The organism is Peredibacter sp. HCB2-198, from assembly GCF_045999315.1.
Lineage (GTDB): Bacteria > Bdellovibrionota > Bacteriovoracia > Bacteriovoracales > Bacteriovoracaceae > Peredibacter.
In genome coordinates this window covers 1,837,821-1,857,243 of the sequence record NZ_CP174607.1, presented here as the reverse complement: position 1 = coordinate 1,857,243, position 19,423 = coordinate 1,837,821, and the positions used below count along the sequence as shown (strand labels likewise).

18 protein-coding genes are annotated in these 19,423 nt (G+C 43.8%); 2 read left to right on the top strand and 16 right to left on the bottom strand.

Translation table 11 applies throughout. The features are described from left to right. Nucleotides 1–641: 641 nt before the first annotated feature. Nucleotides 642–1,697, top strand: a complete 1,056-nt coding sequence (locus ACJVC5_RS09215; RefSeq protein ID WP_408099083.1) for an outer membrane beta-barrel protein — start codon at nt 642–644, stop codon at nt 1,695–1,697. Between the two features lie 34 nt (nt 1,698–1,731). On the opposite strand, the gene ACJVC5_RS09210 is transcribed toward ACJVC5_RS09215, so the two are convergent. From ACJVC5_RS09210 to ACJVC5_RS09140, 15 genes are read right to left on the bottom strand one after another with little or no spacing between them, the layout of a single operon-like run. Beyond that, nucleotides 1,732–1,995 carry a hypothetical protein gene (locus ACJVC5_RS09210; protein ID WP_408099082.1) on the bottom strand — a complete coding sequence of 88 codons (264 nt, stop codon included), beginning with the start codon at nt 1,993–1,995 and terminating at the stop codon, nt 1,732–1,734. 9 nt (nt 1,996–2,004) lie between these two features. Next, nucleotides 2,005–3,483 (bottom strand): NADH-quinone oxidoreductase subunit N, encoded by a 1,479-nt coding sequence (locus ACJVC5_RS09205; protein WP_408099081.1) that lies wholly within the window; start codon nt 3,481–3,483, stop codon nt 2,005–2,007. After that, nucleotides 3,470–5,023, bottom strand: coding sequence for a complex I subunit 4 family protein (locus ACJVC5_RS09200; protein ID WP_408099080.1), 1,554 nt, complete (start codon nt 5,021–5,023; stop codon nt 3,470–3,472). Before ACJVC5_RS09200 ends, ACJVC5_RS09205 begins: the two co-directional genes overlap by 14 nt. Before the next feature lie 11 nt (nt 5,024–5,034). After that, nucleotides 5,035–7,017 carry an NADH-quinone oxidoreductase subunit L gene (gene nuoL, locus ACJVC5_RS09195; RefSeq protein WP_408099079.1) on the bottom strand — a complete coding sequence of 661 codons (1,983 nt, stop codon included), beginning with the start codon at nt 7,015–7,017 and terminating at the stop codon, nt 5,035–5,037. Then, nucleotides 7,017–7,319 carry an NADH-quinone oxidoreductase subunit NuoK gene (gene nuoK, locus ACJVC5_RS09190; protein ID WP_408099078.1) on the bottom strand — a complete coding sequence of 101 codons (303 nt, stop codon included), beginning with the start codon at nt 7,317–7,319 and terminating at the stop codon, nt 7,017–7,019. Before nuoK ends, nuoL begins: the two co-directional genes overlap by 1 nt. Nucleotides 7,320–7,328: 9 nt before the next feature. Beyond that, on the bottom strand, nt 7,329–7,853 hold the full coding sequence (locus ACJVC5_RS09185) for an NADH-quinone oxidoreductase subunit J family protein (RefSeq protein WP_408099077.1): 525 nt from the start codon (nt 7,851–7,853) through the stop codon (nt 7,329–7,331). Continuing rightward, on the bottom strand, nt 7,850–8,371 hold the full coding sequence (locus ACJVC5_RS09180; RefSeq protein WP_408099076.1) for a NuoI/complex I 23 kDa subunit family protein: 522 nt from the start codon (nt 8,369–8,371) through the stop codon (nt 7,850–7,852). The genes ACJVC5_RS09185 and ACJVC5_RS09180 overlap by 4 nt, the downstream gene beginning before the upstream one ends. Before the next feature lie 9 nt (nt 8,372–8,380). Further along, entirely contained in the window at nt 8,381–9,448 is a 1,068-nt protein-coding gene (gene nuoH, locus ACJVC5_RS09175; RefSeq protein WP_408099075.1) for an NADH-quinone oxidoreductase subunit NuoH, read from the bottom strand. Between the two features lie 11 nt (nt 9,449–9,459). Further along, nucleotides 9,460–11,001: a 2Fe-2S iron-sulfur cluster-binding protein gene (locus ACJVC5_RS09170; protein WP_408099074.1), complete on the bottom strand. Its 1,542-nt coding sequence runs from the start codon at nt 10,999–11,001 to the stop codon at nt 9,460–9,462. Beyond that, nucleotides 10,994–12,334: an NADH-quinone oxidoreductase subunit NuoF gene (gene nuoF, locus ACJVC5_RS09165; protein ID WP_408099073.1), complete on the bottom strand. Its 1,341-nt coding sequence runs from the start codon at nt 12,332–12,334 to the stop codon at nt 10,994–10,996. The genes ACJVC5_RS09170 and nuoF overlap by 8 nt, the downstream gene beginning before the upstream one ends. After that, the gene (gene nuoE / locus ACJVC5_RS09160; RefSeq protein ID WP_408099072.1) at nt 12,331–12,858 is read right to left on the bottom strand and encodes an NADH-quinone oxidoreductase subunit NuoE; all 528 of its coding nucleotides are present in this window, start codon (nt 12,856–12,858) and stop codon (nt 12,331–12,333) included. Before nuoE ends, nuoF begins: the two co-directional genes overlap by 4 nt. Nucleotides 12,859–12,873: 15 nt before the next feature. Next, complete coding sequence (gene nuoD, locus ACJVC5_RS09155) at nt 12,874–14,076, bottom strand: NADH dehydrogenase (quinone) subunit D (protein ID WP_408099071.1); 1,203 nt, start codon at nt 14,074–14,076, stop codon at nt 12,874–12,876. Continuing rightward, complete coding sequence (locus tag ACJVC5_RS09150; protein WP_408099070.1) at nt 14,073–14,666, bottom strand: NADH-quinone oxidoreductase subunit C; 594 nt, start codon at nt 14,664–14,666, stop codon at nt 14,073–14,075. Before ACJVC5_RS09150 ends, nuoD begins: the two co-directional genes overlap by 4 nt. Further along, nucleotides 14,666–15,271 carry an NADH-quinone oxidoreductase subunit B gene (locus ACJVC5_RS09145; RefSeq protein ID WP_408099069.1) on the bottom strand — a complete coding sequence of 202 codons (606 nt, stop codon included), beginning with the start codon at nt 15,269–15,271 and terminating at the stop codon, nt 14,666–14,668. Before ACJVC5_RS09145 ends, ACJVC5_RS09150 begins: the two co-directional genes overlap by 1 nt. Before the next feature lie 10 nt (nt 15,272–15,281). Beyond that, on the bottom strand, nt 15,282–15,671 hold the full coding sequence (locus ACJVC5_RS09140; protein ID WP_408099068.1) for an NADH-quinone oxidoreductase subunit A: 390 nt from the start codon (nt 15,669–15,671) through the stop codon (nt 15,282–15,284). Nucleotides 15,672–15,842: 171 nt separating this feature from the next. Here ACJVC5_RS09140 and ACJVC5_RS09135 point away from each other — a divergent pair, with 171 nt between their 5' ends. Next, a complete protein-coding gene (locus ACJVC5_RS09135; RefSeq protein WP_408099067.1) occupies nt 15,843–16,544 on the top strand; it encodes a hypothetical protein in 702 nt (233 codons plus the stop codon). Here ACJVC5_RS09135 and ACJVC5_RS09130 read toward each other — a convergent pair. Next, on the bottom strand, nt 16,541–19,399 hold the full coding sequence (locus tag ACJVC5_RS09130) for a helicase C-terminal domain-containing protein (protein WP_408099066.1): 2,859 nt from the start codon (nt 19,397–19,399) through the stop codon (nt 16,541–16,543). The genes ACJVC5_RS09135 and ACJVC5_RS09130 overlap by 4 nt on opposite strands. Between the last annotated feature and the right edge of the window lie 24 nt (nt 19,400–19,423).

Here is a 19,423-nt window from a genome sequence, read left to right as displayed (position 1 = left end):
CATCTTGGAAAAGCCCTTTGGCGGCATTCATTGCGATTGTCTCAGTTAAGACCAGATCACCTGAACGTTTTTGGGCCTCAGCAAGAAGTTTAAATTCCTCATCAGAGAAACCAGCGTCCTTCATCCTCTGAGTTCCAGAAATTTTTGTTCCATCCGGACGTGCCTTATCACCGTTACGAACGGCAATGATATCAAAATACTCCTGTTCATATTTTGGTTCACCCGTTACTACGAACGTACGAGCGGCCTTCGTCAGACCAGCAGATTCATTCTTAAACTCCTGAGCAAGTCGAAGAGAAAGTTCTTTCTTTTCATAGGAGTTTGTTAGTTGCTTTTGATAGTAGAAAGAAGTGCTAAGACACACATACAAAGCAACGATCAAAGCAATTGAACAAGCATTAAGCCATTTAACTTTTGCAAAAACATCCATGTTGGTTACCTCACCTTTTGTAATTCATCATATCGGAACTTAAAAAATTGACATCAGTAAACCTAAAGGGAAATTAAGAAATTAAGGTTGTCTCTCTAAGGATTGAGACTAATGAAACGTTTGTTTGAATACATTTGGTCAATTTTTGCCTACTTCCAAAGGAGGTCAGTGCCCCCTGAGAATTCAAAAATCACTTTAAAAAGGAATTACTTTGAAAAAGAAACTTCTCCTATTGGCCGGATTAATTTTCTCTAATGCTTATGCGTATGAACTCGAGGGTCTCAATGTTGGAGGAGAGGCCGCCTTTGATTACAATCTGGTTTCTACTGGAGACGAAGCGATTCCAGGCGCCGGTGGTGGAAAAGATAATCAATATCGTTTCAACTATGCTCAGCTCCTTCTAAAAAAGGACGTTGAGAAGTTGTCATTCTTCAGCCGACTTTTTTATCTACCAACGACTTACGATACAAATGGAAATCAAAACACAGCGAACCTTGGTGTTCTTTATCAGCTGGAAGTTTTTTATAAGGTCTCTCCTAAACTTGATGTAGGATTTGGTCGTTTCCTTACGACGATGGGTTATGAATCTCCCTTCAGAACAAACAACCTGACTTACAACTATACGATCTCTCGACAAACACTTTATCCAGGTTATGCAGACGGTTTAAGAGCTAGATATTTTGCGCATAAATATCTCACTGTGAATCTCTCTTCATATAATCGTTTCGCAAATAGTTCTTTTGGTGATGATAACAGCACATCGAAGGCAACTGAGGTCTCTTTAACCGGAACGATTCAGGACTTCACATGGTTTGCGGGTTACATCACTTCAAGAGATACAAACGCCACAGAAAAAGTTGATAATACGGGAGCAAGTGTTTGGCTTTCATATAAGTTCTGGCAAGACTTTACGTTCGTCGCGACTTTTGAGAACCGCACATCAGACACAAAAAACTCGGCACTACTTTACACACAATCGCTTTCAGGAACTCTCGCCTACACTTTGGGCATTCACAACTTTGCAGCAAGATATGAGCACGTTACAGGAGCGGATAATATCAATGCCATTAATGGGGCCGCTGATTTTAAAACTGCTAATCGAGTGAACTCAATCACGCTTACAGATAAAATCGCCATTGATAAAAACTTAAACTTGTATTTGGAATATAGAGGCAATCATGCTGATGATAAGGCCTTCTTGAAAGATACAGGAAGCACGGTAAGAGATGCTTCTATGTTCACTATCGGCGCAATCGCACACTTCTAAAAAAAAGGCCCCAGAAATGGGGCCTTTTTAATGGCTAAGCTAGAAGAGTAACACCAACATAGTATTGGTAAGGAATTGATTCGATCGACTTGTCTTTAATCGCCGTCTTCACCTTACGTTCAATCTGGTGCTGAATAAGTTTGATCTGAGCAGAATCACCTTCAAGGCTAAGTTCCACTTCCTGATCACTTACTTTTTTAACAAGACCTGTGATCTCGTTATTACGAGTGATATTGAAGATATCACCAAGAGTTTCATTATTAAAATTTCCACGATAAGTAATTTTTTTAGCAATCATATCGTCCTCTTACTTAGAAATCATTTTTACGAAACTAATGATCGCTCTTGGGAAAAGACCGAACTGTAGTGTCGCAGCAGCTGATAAGAAAGCGGCAAGACCAGCACCTTTAAGGCCCTGGTAAGTCGCAGCTTCAGAAGTTGTATCTTTCATGAACATATAAACGATCACACGTAGGTAGTAGTAAACCGAAACTACCGACGTTAGAACCGCGATCACAACCAGAGGAATTTCTCCGGCATAAACCGCTGAACTGAATAGACCGTATTTCGCGATAAACCCTGAAGTCAGTGGGATACCGGCCATAGAAAGAAGGAACAGAGTGAAGAAAGCGCCTAGAACCGGGTGCTTTGCCCCCATGCCTGAAATCTGATCGAAAGTAAGGTCTTTCTGGTTCTTCTCTTCGAATTGAGAGATGACCGCGAAAGCACCAAGGTTCGCTACAGCGTAGAAGAACAAGTAAAGAAGAACTGATTGAGCAGACTCTTCACCAAGTTTCATCGCGTATAGACCAAGAAGAAGGTATCCAGTGTGTGCGATCGTAGAGAAAGAAAGCATACGCTTAATTTCATTCTGAGAAATCGCCACGAAGTTACCATAGATCATTGAAGCCGCAGCGATTACGTAGATCGTTGTTTCAAACCACTTAAGCGCCACGATGTTGTCTACGAACACAAGGTTCTGACAAATACGAGCAAGGGCCATGAAGGCCGTGAACTTAACCGCAGCACCCATGAAGCCTGTTACGTTTGTAGCAGCACCTTGGTAAACGTCAGGAACCCATCCGTGGAAAGGAACCGCACCAACTTTGAAAAGCATCGCAACTAGAACCATGCCAAGACCAACGTAGAAAATGAACGAAGGCTCGTTATGAGCTAGAAGGAACGTGTGGATCGTACCAAGTTGGAACGAACCAGTTGCACCGAAGACAAGAGATGATCCGTAAAGAAGGAATGCAGAAGCTAGACCACCAAGGATGAAGTACTTAAGACCGGCCTCAGCTGAGAAGCGGCTTGAACGTCTCATCGCCACCATGATGTAGATCGCCAGAGACATAATCTCAAGGGCGATGAACAAGAACAGAAGGTGCTGAGTCGTCATCATCAGGATCATACCTGCAGTTGAGAACTGGATAAGAGCATAGATCTCAGAAAGAAGACCTTCTTTCTTATCTTGACCGTAAGTCAAAACAACCGCGATCAAAGCAAAACCCACCGCCATAGCAGCAATCGTTTTTGTGAACGGGTTAAAGATCAGAGTTTCACCTAGGATTGATACATCTGGAAGCGTTGTTGTCGAAGCGTATACGAACAAGCAAGAAACCAGAGAAGCAAACGCCACACCGAAAGCGAAAGTGTGACCTTTCTCTTTATGTGTTCCTACGATTAGCGACAGGATAGCGCCAACAGCAAGGATGAAAAGCGGAGTAAGACTTAGTAGTTCAACACCACTAAGTGCATTTAGAGGGAAAACTTCATTTAGTAGCATATGTACCTACTTTCTGAATGAGATTATTCGAGTAAACATCTAGGGCAGCGTCTGATTTCCAGAAGAACGTTTTCGGGAAGAAACCAATTCCGAAAACGAACACTGTTAACACACCCATAGCAATAATTTCTCTAGCGTTAAGATCGTGAAGCTGATCAAGGTCGGTACGAGTTTTTGGCCCTAGCATAACCATTTGGTAAGCTTTTAGAGCATAAACCGCGCCAAAGATCACACCAGTCGCAGCGAATAGAACGTAGAGCGGGTGAACTTGGAAAGCACCAAGAAGGATCGGGAATTCCCCTACGAAACCATTTGAACCAGGAAGAGCAACCGAAGAAAGAGTCATGATCATAAAACCAATCGCCATCAATGGAACAACTTTCGCAAGCCCACCGAAGTCTTCAAGGTTACGAGTGTGAAGTCTTTCATAAAGGAACCCTACTACCATAAATAGACCGCCGGCAGAAATACCGTGGTTGATCATCTGATAAAGAGAACCTGCAATGGCAATTTTCTGGAAAGAGAAAAGGCCAACGACGATGTAACCCATGTGAGAAACTGAAGAGTAAGCAACCAGTTTCTTAAAATCTGTCTGAGCAAGAGCACAGAAAGCGCCGTAAACGATACCGATCACACCAAGCACGATGAACACGTGTGAGAAGTAGAAGGCGGCCTGTGGGAACATCGGGATCGCGATACGCATAAGACCGTATGTACCCATTTTAAGAAGAACTGCGGCCAGGAACACTGAACCAACAGTTGGAGCTTGTACGTGAGCATCCGGAAGCCATGTGTGAAAAGGAACCATTGGAACCTTGATCACGAAAGCAAGCGCGAAGGCCAAGAACAATAAGCTTTGCGGCGACATAAGTGCAGCACCCAGAGAAGAACCGTCAAAAGCGAAGTTAAGAGTTGAAAGAGTTGCGAAATCAGCAGATGGATTTCCATTACCTTCAGCAGATGTCTTAAGCATCCAGAAGATCGCAACAAGCATAAGAAGTGAGCCCACCATTGTGTAAAGGAAGAACTTCACAGTTGCGTAGATACGATCTTTACCGCCCCAAATACCGATCATGAAGAACATCGGGATCAGAACCACTTCCCAGAAGAAGTAGAAAAGGAAGATATCAGAAGATAGGAACGTACCATACATACCCGTTTGAAGGGCCATGATACACATAACGAAAAACTTCTCTTTCTTAAGCTGAGCTCCGTGAGAAAGATCCGGCCAAGTTCCCAAAATAGCAACCGGACCAACGAATGCCGTAAGCATTACTAGTGGAAGGCTGATACCGTCGATTGAAACAAGGTAGTTAATCCCCCACTCCGGAAGCCAAGGAACCAGGTGAACGAATTGAGCACCAGCAGCTCCGCCATCGAAGTTAGCGTAGAGATAAGTAGCAATAAGCGCACTTACTAGCGTTTGAACTAAAGCGATCTTACGAAAAAGATGCTCCATGCTCTTTGGTAAAATCATTACCAGGAACGCGAAGAGAAGCGGCGTAAAAATGATCCATGAAAGTAAGCAAGAATTTTCCATGTCAATATTCCTTAAACCAGTACTTTAAAAATAAAGAGCGCTACCAGGAGTACTCCTCCTAGCATCATGAGCCCGTATGTCTGAAGGTCACCAGTCTGAACTGCACGAAGAGTAGAACCTACAGCACGAACTCCGCGGCCTAGACCATTAACGGCACCATCAACAACATACTTATCCACAATTCCAGCTGCGAAAGCTGCGATCTTCTTAACTGGATTTACAACGATTAGGCCGTAAAGCTCATCAATGTAGTACTTGTTAGAAAGAAGCTTCTGAACCGGAGCAAGACCGCTCACTAGATCAGAGATGAAAGTGATCTTCTTAAACAGAGCTACACCACCAAAGAATGAAGCAATGGCGATCACTGAAGAACCGGCCATAACAACACCCTCGTGAAGAGGCATTTTCACACCAACCAGAGGAAGGTGCTTCGCTGGAACCACTGGGGCCAGCCAGTGAGATAGGAAGTGAGGCATATGTCCAAGGTAGTCACCTAGTAAGTGAGGCACACCAAGGAATCCACCGAACGCTGCGAGGAATGCAAGAACGTAAAGTGGGAAAGTCATAAGTGCTGGTGACTCATGAAGGTGATGTTTCACATCATGAGACATTCTCTCTTCACTGTAGAAAGTAAGAGACATCATACGACCTGTATAAATCGCAGTTAGAGCAGCTGTTAGAACACCCACAAGGAACAGGTATGAAACGCCGCCAGGAAGCGCGATTGAAGAATAAAGGATTTCGTCTTTTGAGAAGAAACCTGAGAAGAACGGGATACCAGAGATAGCAAGTGACCCAATAAGCATTGTGAAGTGCGTATGAGGTAAATACTTCTTAAGTCCACCCATCTTCGTCATATCTTGTTCACCCGAACAAGCGTGAATCACTGAACCAGAACCTAGGAACAGAAGCGCTTTAAAGAAAGCGTGAGTCATTAGGTGGAATACTGCAGTTTGGTAAGCACCAACACCACAAGCAAGGAACATGAAACCAAGTTGAGAAACAGTTGAGTAGGCCAAAACTTTTTTGATGTCGGTCTGAGCGATGGCAATTGAACCAGCGAACAGGGCCGTGAAAGCACCAACGTGAGCAATTACTTCAAGAGCAACCGGAGAAAGCTCGAACAGAGGGTTCAGACGAGCGATCATATAAACACCAGCAGTTACCATGGTAGCAGCGTGGATAAGAGCAGAAACTGGAGTCGGACCGCTCATCGCATCTGGAAGCCATACATAAAGAGGAATCTGAGCTGATTTACCTGTAGCACCTACGAAAAGTGACAAACAGATCAGAGTTACTGAAGGCATGATACGAGCAACTACTGTTTGATCAGCAAGAAGCGCGTTGATTTCAGTCAGAGATAGAGTTCCTAGTTCGCGGAAAAGAAGGAACATACCGATAAGGAAACCAAGGTCCCCTACACGGTTAACCACGAAAGCTTTTTTACCAGCGTTCGCTTTTTCAGTGTCTGTGTACCAGAAACCGATTAGAAGGTATGAACAAAGACCTACACCTTCCCATCCGAAGAAAAGAAGTGGAAGGTTGTTACCCATAACGAGAAGTAACATACAGAAACAGAAGAGGTTCAGATATGAGAAGTAACGACCAACACACTCTTCATCGTGCATGTAGCTTGTTGAGTAAAGGTGAATCAGAGTTCCAACACCTGAGATGATCAGAACCAGAATTCCTGAAAGCTTATCAATACGAAGCTCGAAAGGAATATTCAGACCACCGAAATCAAACCACTGAAACACATAGGTATAAACAGAAGGATTTTCAGAAGTTGATCCAGTCAGTTGTGAGAAAGCAATACAGCCCATCACGAAAGACAAGAAAATGAAGAAAGTGGCGAAACCACCAGCAACATTTGGATCGGTCTTAGCAAAGCCTTTAAGCTTTAGCGGGAGAACCACACCGTTGATCAAGAAACCGATCAAAGGAGAGATTAAAATAAGAAGTGGTAGCAGGGAGTTCATCGTTTCCACGTTCATTATCCTTTAAGAGTTGTTGCGTTTTGAGTTTTGATCGATCCGAAATTCCGGTAAAGGTTTACCAGAATCGAAAGACCTACCGCCGATTCCGCAGCCGCAAGTGCGATTACGAAAAGCACCTGAAGCTGACCATCAATCATGGCATTCGTCTTCGAGAAAGCGACCAGTGATAAGTTGGCAGCATTAAGAAGAAGCTCGATCCCCATAAGCACCATGATGGTGTCCCGACGAAGAAGAACCACTAGCACACCCATTGTGAATAGGAAGGCCGCCAAAAGCTGAATGAATAATTCGTTTGTCATAATAATACCTTAATCAAATTTTCTTTTTGCTAGTACTACTGCTCCTACTACCGCAACCAGAAGTGCCAGAGTGATCACTTCGAAAGAAACGTAGTATTGAGTGAACAGAGAGTGGGCCATAACTTTCGAGTTACCACCAAGTTGGTTGATAACTTCCGGAGTGAACTTGCCAGGAATCACGTCATTACGGTGATTCAGGAAGTGCTCGTTGATGGCGTAAGCAATGAATCCGAAAAGACCAAGACCTAGAGCAACGGCACCTGCGAAGACACCAGGGTTGCGCTTAAGTTCGCTTTCAGAATCAGAAAGGTTAAGAAGCATGATTGAGAAAATGAAGAGAACCATGATCGCACCAGCATAAACAACTAACTGAATAGTCGCGATGAAGTGCTCACCAATCATAGCGTAAATACCGGCCGACATCAGAAGGATACCCAGAAGGCTCATCGCAGATGTGATCGGGTTTTTAGCAAGAAGCATATTAACTGCAAGAATCGCTGAGACAACTCCCAGAATTAAGATAACTGGATTCATTTCTTCACCTCAGCTTTTTCTTTTCTGCCGTTCATATCACGCTTAAGGATATCTAGGTCATAGATCGCGTCCTGACGTGCAGATACCGCCATTTCGTAGTTACCAGAAAGCTTGATCGCGTCTTTTGGACAAGCTTCTTCACAGAAACCACAGAAACAACAACGAAGAGCATCGATATCGAAGCTTACAGGCTTCTTCTCTTTTTTCACTCCGTAAACGTTGTTTTCTTCTTCACGCTCATCTGCCACGATGTGGATACACTCAGCTGGACAGATCGTTTCGCAAAGATAACAAGCAGTACAGTTTTCAGTTTTATTAGCGTCAACCGAGATGAAGTGCTTACCTCTGAAACGATCAGAGTAATCACGCTTCACTTCAGGATACATAACAGTATTGTGGTGTCTGAAAAAGAAACCCTTAATGAAGTGTTTCATTGTGATCTTCAGACCAACAAGAATTGCCGGGATGTAGGCTTTTTCTTTAGCGGTGTACTTCTTTGAAATATTGATAGTTCCCACAAAGCCCTCCTATTGATTCAAAAAGTAGACGCCAAGAGTGACGGCCACAAGGTTAATAAGTGACAGCGGGAAAAGGATCTTCCAACCCAAATCCATTAGCTGGTCAAAACGGAAACGAGGAAGTGTCCAACGTACCCATACGAAAATGAACATGAACACGGCAACTTTCAGGAAGAAGCTTAGGAACTCAAACACTGCAGTAGTGTTTTGAAGACCAACTTCACCGAAACCGAATTGTTCTACAATCATATTGATCGCAAAGCTCATTCCTGGAAGGATTCCGTATCCACCGAAGAACAGAGTCGCGATGAGAGCAGATGCCATAATCATTGCCACGTACTCGGCCATGAAGAACAGGGCGAATTTCATCGCACCATACTCAAGGTGATAACCAGCAACGATTTCAGACTCCCCTTCAGGTAAGTCGAAAGGAAGACGGTTGGTTTCTGCGAAAATCGAGATCCAGAAAACAAGAGCACCGATTGGGTTGATTAAAGCGCCCCAGTAGTGCTTCTGCTGCCAAGACACCATATCGTGCGGATTAAATGAACCGTACACCACCATCATAGATAGAAGTGCCAGACCCATAGCAATTTCGTACGAAACGATTTGTGATGAACCACGAAGAGCACCAAGTACCGAGTACTTATTCTTCGATGCCCAACCAGCAAGAATCAGTGGGTAAACTTCAAGACCTGCGAAAGCAAGAATGAAAATTACACCTGAATCGAAGTTACCAATTTGAAGGTTAACTTCCTGGCCCATGATGATGGCCTTGCTACCGAATGGGATAACTGCAAGTGCACATAGAGGTGCAATCAAGGCCACCATTGGAGCTAGGTAGTAATAAAATTTGTTAGCGTTACCTGGAGTAAAGTCCTCTTTACAGAAGAACTTGAACACGTCGGCAAGCGGTTGAAGAAGACCAAACGGTCCAACACGGTTAGGGCCTACTCGACCTTGCATCCATGCAGAACCACGGCGCTCGAACCATACCATCACTGGTACTACCGACAAGCACACGGCAACCACGAAAAGAATTTTTGCAATCAGCTGAATAAAATCAAAATATTCCATATCACCAACTCTTAGTTAGATTTCAATGCACCAACAACTTGGTGGGCTGAAACAGCTCCACCACGGTGGGTGATAGCAGGGTGGAACTTCTGTACAATGCCGTCAGCGTTTTTAAAGCTGCCAGACTTTTCAATCGTAGCGAGACCAGGGATCACACCAACGATGTTCTTAGAAGGAAGTGCTTTGATATCTTCAAAGCTCCAAACGCCCCAAAGAACGAGCTTCTGGTCGGCCTTCATTTTAGGCACACCAGCGCGGCCGTTTCTGAAAAGGATCACAAGGTCAGCATTGGCCTCGCCGCCCGCTAGAGGAGCAAGACCTTGCTCTTCTACACCTTTCGTATTTGGAGTTTTGTCAGCCATACGAAGAAGGTTATCAATCTTCTTATCTTCAGCTGATGTTGTTACAAATCCAGAGTGGTAAGCAACCGCCACAGACTTATTGAACACAACTGGCATTTTCTCTTTAAGAAGAGCCGCTTCTTCACGAGTAGCATCCGTACCAACAACCACTTGTACAGAACCAGCGGCCGCAACTGCTTTCTTAACTTCGCCAAGAAGAGTTTCAAGTGAAGTAGAAGTCAGAGAATTATTGTGGTTAAGAAGTGGAGAAATCACTCTCATAGGATTCATAAGATCGTTATAAGAAAGACGACCTTCATCACACATCCAGTGACCGTTAACCATTTCATTGTGAATAGGAACATAACGGTAAACGATGTCTTTATCCGAGTGAACTTCGATGTTACAGCCTTTAGAACAACGGTCACAAACAGAGGCCTTCTTATCCAGGAACCAAGAACGCTTTTGGAAGCGGAAATCGTTCATTGTAAGAGCACCAACTGGACAGAAGTCAGTTAGACAGCCTTGATAATCGTTAGTCAGGCCCTTTTCAGGATCTGTCGCTTCAAGCTCTTTGTGCCAGCCGCGGTTAACCATCACGAGATCGTTTGTTTTTGTCACATCATCAGTGAAACGAACACAACGCTCACAGTGAACACAACGGTTCATGTTAAGCGTGATCTTGTCTGAAAGTTTTTTCGTAGTGGCGTTCTCGTAAACGCGTTTTTCTTCTTTGAAGTTAGACTTCGAAGGACCGTACTCGAAGTTATAGTCCTGAAGGCTACACTCACCTGCTTTATCACAAACTGGACAATCAAGTGGGTGGTTCGTAAGAAGCATGTCCATCACACCAGTGCGTGACTTCATAACTTTTTCAGAACGAGTATGAACAACCATGCCGTCAGCAGCAGGAGTTGAACAAGACGTCATAAGTTTTGGCGCCTTCTCTACTTCCACAGTACACATACGACAAGTACCCGCTACTGGCATACCTGGGTGGTAACAGTAACGAGGGATGTCTTCGTTAATTTTATAGCGCTCAGTAACTTCCATAATTGTATCGCCTGGCTTGAACTCATACTGTTTGCCGTCGATAGTTACTTTTGGAAGTGGCTTCGCGTCCGGAGACGGATCAGAGTGAACCGGCTTCTTGTTAGAAGCGTAGTTCAGGTCCATCTTCTGCTTTTTGATTTCAATTTCTGTATTAGACATGGGCACCAACCATTTTATGAGATACGGATTCTTCTCTTCCGATTCCTTTAAGACCGCCCTTCATTACCATCTCTTCGAATTCAGCACGGAATTTACGAACAGAAGATAGGGCCGGACCTGTTACAGCGTCAGCGAAAGCACAGATCGTTTGACCGGCCATGTTTCCGCAGATTTTAGCAATGTAATCAAGATCGTCTTGAGTACCGCCGCCATCAAGGATGCGTTTGAACATACGGGCCAACCAGTGTGAGCCTTCACGGCACTGAGAACACTGACCGCACGATTCATGTTCATAGAATTTTAAAAGTGTATAAGTTGCTTCAACGATGTTTACAGTATCGTTCATAACGATAAGACCACCTGAACCGGCCATTGTTCCGGCCTTTGCAAGTGAATCGTAGTCAGTAAGAACGTGACATTCGTCTGCACGAAGCATTGGAGCAGAAGCACCACCAGGGATAACTGCTTTAAGTTTTCCACCCTTCACGCCACCAGCAATTTCGATGATGTCGTTGATTGAAAGGTTCATTGGAAGCTCATAAACGCCCGGCTTGTTCACGTGACCAGAAACACCGATCATACGTGTACCACCTGAGCGCTCAGTACCCATCTTCGCGTATTTTTCCCAGCCCTTCTCAATGATATATGGAACAGCTGCGAAAGTTTCTACGTTGTTTACACATGAAGGCATGCCATAGGCACCAACCTGTGCCGGGAACGGTGGCTTAAGACGTGGTTCACCACGCTTACCTTCAAGTGAGTTAAGAAGAGCAGTTTCCTCACCGCAGATATAAGCGCCGGCACCTTTATAGATCACTAGATCATAATTGAAACCAGTGCCAAGAATGTTCTTACCAAGGAAGCCCTTAGCGTAAGCATCGTCGATTGCTTTTTGCATAAGACGGGCTTCTTTGAACCACTCTCCACGGATATAAATGAAACCCTTGTTAGAAGAGATGGCGTGACCAGCGATGATCATACCTTCAATCATTCTATGAGGAGTTTTTGTGAAGATAAGACGGTCTTTAAAAGTACCAGGCTCACCTTCATCGGCGTTACATACTAAGTATTTCGGCTTTGGGTTTCCGTTAGCATCAACTGGATTAGCAGGCATGAATGACCACTTCATACCAGTTGGGAATCCCGCTCCACCTCGACCACGAAGGTTAGACTTCTTAACTTCGTCTACTACTTCTGCCGGTTTCATCTTAAGTGCTTTTTCAAGCGCCTTATAACCGTTCTCGTGTTGAATATAGAATTCGATTGTTTCGCAATTAGGCTTATCAACGTTTGGCGTGATTACCGGCTCGAAATGTTCGTTATTGTACATCATGGCCAAACTCCATCTTTACGTGTGTCTTTACCAACAATTTTTCCAGAATCTAGGTCAGACTTGGCCTGATCAAGGATCTTAATAAGAGACTCTTCAGTAAGATTCTCGTGATAGTCTTCGTTGATCATCATGGCCGGAGCTGTTCCACAAGCAGCAAGACACTCTACTTGTGAAAGAGTGAATTTACCGTCTTTAGTTGTTTCGCCAGCATGAATGCCAAGCTTTTTAGAAGCGCATGAAACAAGCTTATCAGCACCGTTCAACCAACAAGAAATGTTCGTACAGATTTGTACGTCCACTTTCCCCTGTGGCTCAAGCTTGTACATAGTATAGAAGCTCGCCACTTCTCTTACTTTAGACAGAGGGAGATTCAGGAATTCCCCGATATCTCTCATGCTATCCATTGATACCCATCCCTTCTCGTTTTGTACTTCGTGAAGTGTTGGAAGAAGAAGGGCCTGTTCAGTCGGGAACTGGTGTCGAATCCCGTTAATCGTGTTTTTAATTTTTTCTGATAGTGCCATATATGTGTCTCTCTCTTAACGATCTAATTCGCCGGCGATGATGTTCACCGAACCAAGGTGAGCAATCGCATCCGGGATACGTCCACCTTTGATTGTGTTCTCAAAGGCCTGGAACTGAATGAACGATGGAGATTTCACACGCATACGCCAAGCTTTAGGACCGCCACGGCTTACGATGTAGAAACCAACTTCACCATTCGGACCTTCTGTGGCCGTGTATGCTTCACCTTTCGGTACATCGATACCTTCCATGAAAATCTTGAAGTGGTGGATAAGAACTTCCATCTTTGTATAAACATCCATCTTGTCCGGGATACGAACGCGTTTGTCGTCTACCCATAGAGGACCAGCAGGAATGCGCTTATTACACTGCTTAAGGATGCGAACTGATTGTCTGATTTCTTCCATACGAACAAGGTAGCGCTCGTAAACGTCACCCTTAGATCCGATAACAACATCGAAATCTAGTTCAGGATATACATAGTAAGGACGGTCACGACGTAGATCGTGGTCGATACCAGCAGCACGAAGAGTTGGACCTGTTACGTTCAATCTTAGAGCGTCAGTCTTATTGATAACACCAACGTCTTTAGTACGGTCGATCCAGATACGGTTAGCATTTAGGAGACCTTCTACTTCATCAAGAGTCTTAGGAATGTCTTCGCAGAATTTCCAAAGTCTTTCTGTGAAATTGTCTGGAAGATCGTAGCTCATACCACCGATACGGGCATAAGTTGTTGTCAGACGCATACCACACATTGATTCAATCATTGTGTAGGCCTCTTCACGCCAGTGAATAAGGTGGAAGAACACAGTCATCGCACCAAGATCCAGAGCGTTTGCAGCGATACAAACGATGTGGTCGATAATACGAGAAAGCTCCATGCACATAACACGGATCCACATACAACGCTCAGTCACTGAGATGTTGAATAGGTTTTCCACTGTCATGGCGTAAGTGATGTTGTTGTTAAGAGCTGAACAGTAGTTAAGACGGTCAGTATAAACCATCCACTGGTGATACGTTTTCTCTTCACCTAGTTTTTCAATACCACGGTGAAGGTAACCGATTTCACAGTTAGCATCTTCAATTGTCTCACCGTTAATACGACACATAACACGAAGTGTTCCGTGAGTCGCAGGGTGAGCAGGACCAATATTAATAAGAACGTTCGGGTTATACAGATCGTTCTGTTCTGTAGCTAGTAAATCACTCATTTTGATTCCTCACTGATCTGAACATGAGTAGAGACTTCAAGAGGGTTTGCGCCCAGGTGGAAAGCGATGTTATCGCTGAAGCCCTCACGTTGCTTAATCGGGTACTCTTTACGAAGAGGGTGACCAGAAAAACGCTCATCCATCATGATACGGCGAAGGTTCGGGTGACCGTTGAACTTGATTCCAAACATGTCGTAAACTTCTCTTTCAAGCCAGTTCGCACCTTCCCAGATATCAACCAGAGTTTCTGCTGGCTGAATTTCGCCAAGAAGACACTTCACACGGATACGAGTGTGAAGCTCTAGAGAATAAAGTTGGTAAACAAGAACGAAACGCTCGTCACCATCTTCACCGTCTTTATTGTCGTAAGCTGTTAGGTCTGAAAGGAAATCAATTTTAGTATTAGGATCTGCCATGAAAGCGCGAACTAGTTTTTTCGCGTCTTCAGGACCTCTTGCCCAAATGATTGGCTCCCCTACTTTGTCTGCTTCAACTTTTCTGTTAGCAGCGTATTTCTCAGTCAGGTGAGCAAGCACTTTTGCTTGTGTTTCAATGAATGGAGCGCCTAAAGCATTTGAATTTGTTCTCATTACTTAAGCTCCTGCTTCATCTTCTTCTGCTCATCGATGTAGTCCTGAGACATAACGAAGTTGGCCTTGATGTCATAACCAACACCTTTACGGAAGGTCATCGCATTCATTGCATCTTCGTAAGTTGGACGTTCAGCAGGTCTTCTTTCAAGACCATTGTCGATGATGCCTTGAAGGTGCATTACTGCGTGAATAAGACCTTCTGGAATTGGAGGACAGCCTGGAACGTAAACGTCCACTGGCATGATTTCATCAATCCCTTGAAGAACTGAGTATGTATCAAAGATACCGCCTGAAGATGAACAAGCACCCATCGCGATAACCCATTTAGGCTCAAGCATTTGATCGTAGATGGTACGAAGAACTGGCGCCATTTTAGTTGTGATTGTCCCTGCAACGATCAGCATATCTGCCTGACGAGGAGAGAAACGCACAACCTCTGCACCGAAACGAGAAAGGTCGTAAGTCGTACCAATCGTCGTCATCATTTCGATACCACAACAAGAGGTACCAAAGGTCATTGGCCATAGTGAGTTCTTTTGGGCCCACTTGGCAGCTTCACTTAGAAGCGTAGGAAAGAAAAATGAACTTCCGTCTTTTGACATAAATATGCTCCTAATCCCAGTTCAAAGCGCCACGTAGACGAAGGTAGAAATACCCGCCTAACAGCAGCCCGAAGAAAAGTCCCATTTCCAAAAGGATAACTGGGCCAGATTTTAAATAAGTTTGATAAGCAAGGGTCCATGGGTACATGAAGACAACTTCAACATCGAACAGAAGGAAGATGATACCGATGAGGTAATAACGAACTGAGAACTGCTGGTGAGCACTTCCTTCATACCCCACACCACACTCGTAAGTGTCGTACTTCTTACGTGTGATTTCTGATGGTTTCCTACCGGTCAATTTGTTCAAACCGATAATTACTACTGACAACACAACCGCGATGATCATAAGAATCAAAACGGCCAAATAATTCAAAGAACCTTCGATTGGAAGAGACATAAGCACCCTATATTAAAATTTAATGGCTAAAACTTATCATTCACCACCCACAAACTCAATGTTTCAAAAGAGAAATTTCAAGAGTTTGGGTCGGCTAACAATAATTTTCTAAGGCCGGTTTTTTAAACTTTAACTCTTGGCAGTAAGATTTCCTTACAATACCGTTAATTCATGTCACAAAATGCAGAAATTCTTCTTGAAGGCTCCTACTTGTATTACCAAAAAGAGGTGAACTACTCGCAGGAGAACTTTAAACTGGTCCACATGCCTGAACAGCAGAGTTTTCATGTTTACGCCGAAATTCTCTCGAGGATTGAAACCGGCGAATTCTTAAAAATTCTGGTGAGATATGAAATGAACCAGCACTATATCCCTACATTTGTGCGAATTGAGAAATCTATTGGAAACAGGTACGCGCAGGAAGCCTACAAACTGGACGTGCCGAATTTGGAACTCCAATACTCATTTCAAAATTCTCAAAACACCCAGGAGTTTAGCAGAAACATTAGCGCGAAGCACTATCTAACTTCGCCGGCCGTAAGCACCGCAGGAATGTTTACTTTATCGAAGAAGTTTGATGCGACAGGTAGAAGCCCGGTTGTTTTACTCAGTTCAGACAACGACTGGACCTATGTCTCACCACCGACCGAGAAAATCGTTTATGCGGAATTTAGGACCCGTGAGATGCAGGATTATAAACTGAACAATAGTCCGCTTTCGGCAAGCCACTTGTGCCTCTATGAATTTGATACTTCTAATGCCGGAGCGGAACAACCGGTGAATATTTATTTAAGTAAGCACTATGCGATCCCCTATGAACTTGTTCATGGGGACCAGCGCATTGTGATTAAAAATCTGAAGAAAAATATTTAAACTTTAAAGTAATCAGCGATCTGATGAGTGGCGTCCTTTAAAGGAACAGAAATAATCTGATAAGGTTCCATCAATTTCTGGAAAGTCTTGAGTGTATTCCCTTTCCATTTTTTCACTCGGTTATCCACTAGCAAAATAGCTCCATGGTCTTTTTCCGAACGAAGGAGACGCCCAAACTTCTGGTGAAGCGAACGAGTCCGATGGGCCAGGAAATAATCGTTAAATTCATTTCCGAATTTAAATTCGAAGAAGTCCCGACGTTTTTGGATCACTAAATCCTGACGAACATCCGGAATTTTATCTACCACGATAAATGAAAGTTTTTCTCCTGGGATATCAATTCCCTCTCCAAAACTTTCCATCCCGATTAGAATCGCGCCTTCTTCTTTTTTAAACTCTTCCACCACATTTTTTCCAAGGCCCTGAACGAACACAGGAATTTTCCCTTCGAACTCACGAAGAATGATCTCACTTGCCTGCTCAAAACGAAGACGTGAAGAGAAAAGTAGAAGCGTTTTACCGCCCAGTTTGGTGATAAGAGGATTTACCTCGGCAAGAAGCTCTGGCACAAAAAGTGGGTCCGAAATATTGCGCGTGTCCGGGCACAGATACACTTTTGAATTGTTCTTATAATCGTAAACGGCCTCGAGATAGAGACCGGTCTTAAAACGTTTTTCCGGAGCGAGATAAGTGTATCCCGTCATCCACTCCACTCCTTGCACTCCGGAGTCGCCAGAAGCGTTTCCGAGGGTCGCAGAAGTAAAGACCACCGACGTACTCATCATCAGAAGTTCATCGTGGATCTTTTTACCCACATCAATTGGTGAAGATTCAAAACTGTAGCTATCGCTTTCAGAGTATTTAATGATGGTCGACCAGTCGGCCGGATTTTCAATATAGTGCTTAAACGAAGCATGGAGCTTTTCAAGTGAACCAAAGTTGGTTTCAAAGACCGCCCAGGCCTTTAACTTCTGAGGTTCATTCTTAAAATCACGGTTTTCCCAACGAGAAATGAACGGCATATAGAGATTATAAAGAGTCTCAAAGATGAAGTTCATGCTCTCAATATGATTTAAAATAGCGGCGGCCAGTTGATCTTTGAGTTCCGACTTTTTCGGGAACGGAAGTTCATTGGAGTAGGCCGGACTGTAATTCGGAAGTTTCTTAAAGAACGCTTCCACCACTCCTGGGAGTGAATCATAGTGATCACGAAGCATCTTAAGACTAAACTGGGTCTGGTCGCGAAGAGTTTGAATGGTGTTCTCCACCGCGAATTCATCTTCCATACTATTCAGAAGATAAATTAGCGCCCCCATCCCTTGCGGCATGTTCTTCAACAAAGACTCAATGCTTTTATGATGAACCTCAAGGCTATAGGCCTTGGTTGCTTCATGTTCCAAACGATGGGCCTCGTCCACCACAATAAACTGCGGACGCGGAATACTTCTTGGCCAGTTAAGCATCAAGGCATGGTTACCAATAATCAGCTGCGCTTCTTTTGCTTCACGAAGTCCCTGTTGATATGAGCATTCATTTACAAGTGGGCAGTTCTGGCCCGCGCAGGCGCGGTAATCCACCGCTAAGTTTTGATCTTTTTCTGCCAGCTCAGGTGCTAGTTTTTTAAGAATGAAAGGTATCTGTTCACGCGTAAGTTTTTTCTCATATGGCACACGTGAGTTATAGAAGAAAAGCATTTCAAAATACGCTTTAGTGAAGGTCTCACCAAAAGGTGTAATGAAAGTCGGCTCTTCATTATTATCTTCTCTAAAAAGAAGCTCACACAGGTGGTTACTAGAACCCACGAGCTTCACCACTTTTGTTTCAGGTCCTAAATTTAAAAGACGCTTCATTTGAGGCACGTCTTTTGCCAACGCCTGATCTTGTAAAGTCTTTGTTCCAGTTGCTACCAGACATGTTTCTTTAAACGCTTTTGAGAATAAAAATGAAGGCAACAAATAACCCATGGTCTTACCGGTACCAGTAGGCGCCTGAATAAGAGCATGAATACCATTTTTAAAGGCCTGTCCCACTCTTAATGAAAGAGATTCTTGGGCCGCACGATATTTGTAATAAGGTAGTACCTCATTAATATCTTTCTCAGCTCGAAGAATATTTTGAATGTTCTGACCTGAAAAATCATTTGAGAATTTATCAAACTTATCTACCTTCAAAGGCTCTACCTTGTTGGCGATAAGATAACGTTTTGAGGCCTCAATGAGAGGATAATCAATCTGATCAGCGATCTCTTCCAGCTCTTCCGCTTTAAGCATAAAGAACTGGCGGTAGAAAAACTCCGACGGGAACTCCATCAAAACTTCAGATAGTTTCATTCTGAATTCTTTGTCCTGATGAGTGAGATAAGTCGCAAGAAGAAGGACCTTTAAAAGATCGCGAGAATCGGCCAGACCTCTGTGCTCTTCCTTGTCAGCAACTCCCAACTGGTTGATGAAACTTTCCAAATTAAGTGTTGAAGCTTCAGGAAACAAAAGTGCCAGATAAAAAAGTGAATCGTGATAACTCTCACGGCCATTCGGGCTTGGAATTTTATCGAAGTAGCGTTTTAAAAAGCTTTCTTCGAAATTAGCGTTATGGGCCAGAAGTGAGTGGGCCTCTAAGGTGAGAAGGTCCTGCTCTACTTGGGTCCACAATGGGGCCTTTTTCAGGTGATCATTTGTGATCCCGGTCAACTTTGTGATGAAACTAGAAACCGGATTTTCTGGACGCACCAGGGAAGAATAAGTCCTGACTAATTTTGTCCCTTCAAATTGCAAAAATCCCAGGTCGATAATTTCATCGGTTGCTGGATGAATCCCTGTGGTTTCAATATCTATGACTGCCCAGGTTCCTAGACCCATTTTTCAACCTTTACGCTAAGTGAC

Excerpts from the sequence above, each read along its gene's own strand:
- ACJVC5_RS09140 (WP_408099068.1), bottom strand. The coding sequence starts at position 15,671 with ATGTCTCTTCCAATCGAAGGTTCTTTGAATTATTTGGCCGTTTTGATT.
- nuoK (WP_408099078.1), bottom strand. The coding sequence starts at position 7,319 with ATGACAAACGAATTATTCATTCAGCTTTTGGCGGCCTTCCTATTCACA.
- ACJVC5_RS09200 (WP_408099080.1), bottom strand. The coding sequence starts at position 5,023 with ATGGAAAATTCTTGCTTACTTTCATGGATCATTTTTACGCCGCTTCTC.
- nuoE (WP_408099072.1), bottom strand. The coding sequence starts at position 12,858 with ATGGCACTATCAGAAAAAATTAAAAACACGATTAACGGGATTCGACAC.
- ACJVC5_RS09130 (WP_408099066.1), bottom strand. The coding sequence starts at position 19,399 with ATGGGTCTAGGAACCTGGGCAGTCATAGATATTGAAACCACAGGGATT.
- nuoL (WP_408099079.1), bottom strand. The coding sequence starts at position 7,017 with ATGAACGTGGAAACGATGAACTCCCTGCTACCACTTCTTATTTTAATC.
- ACJVC5_RS09150 (WP_408099070.1), bottom strand. The coding sequence starts at position 14,666 with ATGAGAACAAATTCAAATGCTTTAGGCGCTCCATTCATTGAAACACAA.
- ACJVC5_RS09185 (WP_408099077.1), bottom strand. The coding sequence starts at position 7,853 with ATGAATCCAGTTATCTTAATTCTGGGAGTTGTCTCAGCGATTCTTGCA.
- ACJVC5_RS09135 (WP_408099067.1), top strand. The coding sequence starts at position 15,843 with ATGTCACAAAATGCAGAAATTCTTCTTGAAGGCTCCTACTTGTATTAC.
- nuoD (WP_408099071.1), bottom strand. The coding sequence starts at position 14,076 with ATGAGTGATTTACTAGCTACAGAACAGAACGATCTGTATAACCCGAAC.
- nuoF (WP_408099073.1), bottom strand. The coding sequence starts at position 12,334 with ATGATGTACAATAACGAACATTTCGAGCCGGTAATCACGCCAAACGTT.
- ACJVC5_RS09170 (WP_408099074.1), bottom strand. The coding sequence starts at position 11,001 with ATGTCTAATACAGAAATTGAAATCAAAAAGCAGAAGATGGACCTGAAC.
- ACJVC5_RS09145 (WP_408099069.1), bottom strand. The coding sequence starts at position 15,271 with ATGTCAAAAGACGGAAGTTCATTTTTCTTTCCTACGCTTCTAAGTGAA.
- ACJVC5_RS09205 (WP_408099081.1), bottom strand. The coding sequence starts at position 3,483 with ATGCTACTAAATGAAGTTTTCCCTCTAAATGCACTTAGTGGTGTTGAA.
- nuoH (WP_408099075.1), bottom strand. The coding sequence starts at position 9,448 with ATGGAATATTTTGATTTTATTCAGCTGATTGCAAAAATTCTTTTCGTG.
- ACJVC5_RS09210 (WP_408099082.1), bottom strand. The coding sequence starts at position 1,995 with ATGATTGCTAAAAAAATTACTTATCGTGGAAATTTTAATAATGAAACT.